Origin of the sequence: Dietzia sp. Cai40 (assembly GCF_014145165.1) — a bacterium.
Classification (GTDB): domain Bacteria; phylum Actinomycetota; class Actinomycetes; order Mycobacteriales; family Mycobacteriaceae; genus Dietzia; species Dietzia natronolimnaea.
Map to the genome: position 1 here is coordinate 1 of NZ_JAALEB010000401.1, position 3,305 is coordinate 3,305.

The following is a 3,305-nucleotide window of genomic DNA, read 5'->3' on the forward strand; positions in this document are numbered from 1 at the left end:
GTTAATCGGATCGAAACATCAGGCAACCCGAGGGTCACACGCGGTGGGAAAACTATCGGCAGACAGGAACTGCTCCTGACGCCACCCGGGTTCACAGACCCCCGCCCCGAGAGGAGTGCCGGACATGAGTGACCCCTCCGGACTCACCACCCCGGCCCCCGAACGTCGGGGTGATCACGACGACCTCGCCGATCTCGGCTACGACCAACAACTCCACCGGAGCCTCGGCACGTTCGCCTCGTTCGCCGCCGGGTTCTCGTTCGTCTCGATCCTCACGACCATCTTCCAGCTGTTCGGCCTCGGGTACGGGTTCGGCGGCCCGGCGTTCTTCTGGACCTGGCCGATCGTGTTCGCCGGCCAGTTCCTGGTCGCGTTGTGCTTCGCGGAGCTCGCGGCCCGGTACCCCATCTCGGGAGCGATCTACCAGTGGTCCCGGCGGATGGGCGGCGAGGTCGTCGGGTGGTTCGGCGGCTGGTTCATGATCCTCGCGCAGATCGTCACCGCCTCGGCCGCGGCCATCGCGCTGCAGGTCGTGCTGCCGAACATCTGGTCCGGTTTCCAGATCATCGGTGACGATCCGGCCCTCACCTCGCCCTCCGGCGCGGCGAACGCCGTCCTGCTCGGATCGGTTCTCCTCGTCATCACCACCACGATCAACTCGCTCGGCATCAGGTGGATGGCCTACGTCAATAACATCGGTGTGACCTGCGAGATCGTCGGCGTCGTCGCGGTGATCCTCGCGCTGCTGACCCACGCCGTCCGCGGGCCGCAGGTCGTCTTTGACACCGCCGGCATGGGGGATCAGCCCGGATACATCTGGGCGTGGGTCGTCTCCGGGCTCATGGCCGCCTACGTGATGGTGGGATTCGGCTCGGCCGGCGAACTCGCCGAGGAGACCGTCAACCCGCGCCGGGTCGCCCCCCGCACCATCCGGATGGCACTGACCGTCTCGGCGTTCGGCGGTGGGCTCATGATCCTCGCCGCGCTCATGGCCGCGCCCAGCCTCACCGACGGCCGGCTGGCCACCGAGGGCCTGCCGTACGTCCTCAACTCCGTGCTCGGGAACTTCTGGGGCAAGGTGCTCCTCGTGGTGGTCGTGGTGGCCATCTTCATCTGCACCCTCGCCATCCAGACCGCGGCCACCCGGTTGATGTTCTCGATGGCCCGCGACGGGCGCCTGCCCTTCTCTGCGACCCTGTCACGCGTCAACCCCCGCACCGGCACCCCGATCGCCCCGGCCGTGCTCATCGGTCTGTCATGCATCGCGATCCTGCTGGTCAACATGGGCAACGCCGCCATCTTCGCCACCCTCGCCTCGGTGTGCATCATCCTCATCTATCTCGCCTACCTCTGCGTGACCGCGCCGCTGCTCCTGCGTCGGCTCAAGGGGTGGCCCAACGGCCCCCGGCTCACCGACGCCGAGGGCAAGCCGCTGTTCTCGCTGGGCCGCTGGGGGGTCCCCGTGAACGTCATGGCCGTGGGGTACGGACTGCTGATGACGGTCAACCTCGCCTGGCCGCGGGCCGAGATCTTCGACCCCTCGGGCGAGACCCCGTGGATGCGATGGGCCGGCGTCCTGACCGTCCTCGCCGTGGTGGGGCTCGGCATCCTGTGCTTCCCCCGCGGCAAGACCCATCCCAAGCCCGTCAAGATCGGAGAGTGACCTGAGATGACCAGCACCACCGAACCCGGCATCACGACACCCGGCACCACCGCGAGCACGTCCACCACCTCGGGTGCCCGCGACCACGCCCGAGCCCAGGCCGGCGCGATCACCGACTCCATGCCGGTCGTCCCCGCCACCGACTGGCCCCACCCGCCGGCGGACGTGCCGGCCGACCGCCTGACGTGGGCGGAGTCCGTCCCCGGGGGCCGGTACACCGCGGTCACCCTGGCGCGGGGCACGCGCATCCGACTGACCGACCGGGACGGCACGGCCTGCGCCTCGCTCATGATGTGGCGCGCCGACGCCCCCTGGGAACGCCTCAACACCGCGGACACGGTCAAGGTCCCGTGGCAGGCCTACCTCGGCACCGGTCATCCGCTGCTCTCCGACCAGGGGCGCGTGCTCGCGACGATCGTCGCGGACACCTCCGGCCATCACGACGCGCTGTGCGGTGCCTCGACCCTGGCCGGCAACGTCGCCCGCTACGGGGCCGGGGCGCCGGAATCCGGGTCACCGGCCGGACGGGAGTTGTTGCTGCTGGCCGCCCTCAAACACGGGCTGGGTGAGCGGGATCTCCCCCACACCGTGTCGTTCTTCCACGGCGTCCGCGTCGACGACGACGGGGCGCTCGTCTCCACCGGGAACGCCGGGGCGGGGGCGACCGTCGACCTGGTCCTGCACCTGCCCGTCGTGGTGGCCGTCGCGGTCGCCGACCATCCGCTGGATCCGTCGGAGCGGTACCACGCCGGGACCGTGGAGTTCCTGGCGTGGAACGCTCCGCAGGACCTCGACGCACTCCGCGAGGGAGCCCTCCCCGGCGTCGGGGAGGACCTCGAGTACCGCCGTGCCGTCGCCAACTCCGAGGCCGCCCACCGCGCCTCCACCCCGATCGCCTGAGGAGAATCCGCCATGACACCGACGACCGTCACCACCGAGCCTCCGACCACAGACCCCCGGACCGGCGCCGCCGCAGACCTTCCCGCCGCAGACCTCGCTCTCACGGACGGGGCCGTTGTCGCCGACGAGACCGTCGCCGCCAGAGCCGCCTGGTCCCACGTCCTGCACGCGGGCCAGACCCTGACCATCGTGGACCTCGAGGGCAACCAGGCCGTCGACACCCTGTTCTACGACGCGCACGACCCCACCCGTCGCTACAGCGCCCCGGCGACCGTCGCCGCCCAGGGATCGATCTTCCTGACCGAGGGGAGTGTCCTGCGCGACGACGCCGGCGAGCCCCTCGTGACGATCACGGCCGACGAGGTGGGCAATCACGACACCCTCGGGGGCGCGTGTTCGCAGGAGTCCAACACCCTGCGGTACGGCCACCACACCCGGCACCAGCACGCCTGCGTGGAGAACTTCCTCCGGGAGGGCGCCCGGCACGGACTGGGCAAGCGGGACCTGGTCCCCAACGTCAACTTCTTCATGAACGTGCCCGTGGACGCCGACGGCACCCTCGGCATCGTCGACGGGCTCTCCGCGCCCGGCAAGCGCCTGGCGCTACGCGCCGACCGCGACGTGATCGTCCTGGTCTCCAACTGCCCGCAGATCAACAACCCGTGCAACGGCTTCGACCCGACGCCGGTGCGGATGATCGTCACCGCCTGAGCCCGGAGCCCACCGTCCGCCCACCCGCCCC

At 70.4% G+C, this 3,305-nt stretch carries 3 protein-coding genes; all 3 read left to right on the forward strand.

Annotated features, from left to right (window positions below):
• Positions 1–124 precede the first annotated feature (124 nt).
• The 3 genes from G6022_RS14420 to G6022_RS14430 are packed head-to-tail and all read left to right on the forward strand — an operon-like array spanning position 125 to position 3,274.
• Positions 125–1,663 carry an amino acid permease gene (locus G6022_RS14420; RefSeq protein ID WP_182639559.1) on the forward strand — a complete coding sequence of 513 codons (1,539 nt, stop codon included), beginning with the start codon at positions 125–127 and terminating at the stop codon, positions 1,661–1,663.
• A 6-nt stretch (positions 1,664–1,669) separates the two neighbouring features.
• Positions 1,670–2,563 carry an urea amidolyase associated protein UAAP1 gene (locus G6022_RS14425; protein WP_179524085.1) on the forward strand — a complete coding sequence of 298 codons (894 nt, stop codon included), beginning with the start codon at positions 1,670–1,672 and terminating at the stop codon, positions 2,561–2,563.
• Positions 2,564–2,575: 12 nt separating this feature from the next.
• Positions 2,576–3,274, forward strand: coding sequence for an urea amidolyase associated protein UAAP2 (locus G6022_RS14430; protein ID WP_182639558.1), 699 nt, complete (start codon positions 2,576–2,578; stop codon positions 3,272–3,274).
• Positions 3,275–3,305 lie beyond the last annotated feature (31 nt).

Excerpts from the sequence above, each read along its gene's own strand:
- G6022_RS14420 (WP_182639559.1), top strand. The coding sequence starts at position 125 with ATGAGTGACCCCTCCGGACTCACCACCCCGGCCCCCGAACGTCGGGGT.
- G6022_RS14425 (WP_179524085.1), top strand. The coding sequence starts at position 1,670 with ATGACCAGCACCACCGAACCCGGCATCACGACACCCGGCACCACCGCG.
- G6022_RS14430 (WP_182639558.1), top strand. The coding sequence starts at position 2,576 with ATGACACCGACGACCGTCACCACCGAGCCTCCGACCACAGACCCCCGG.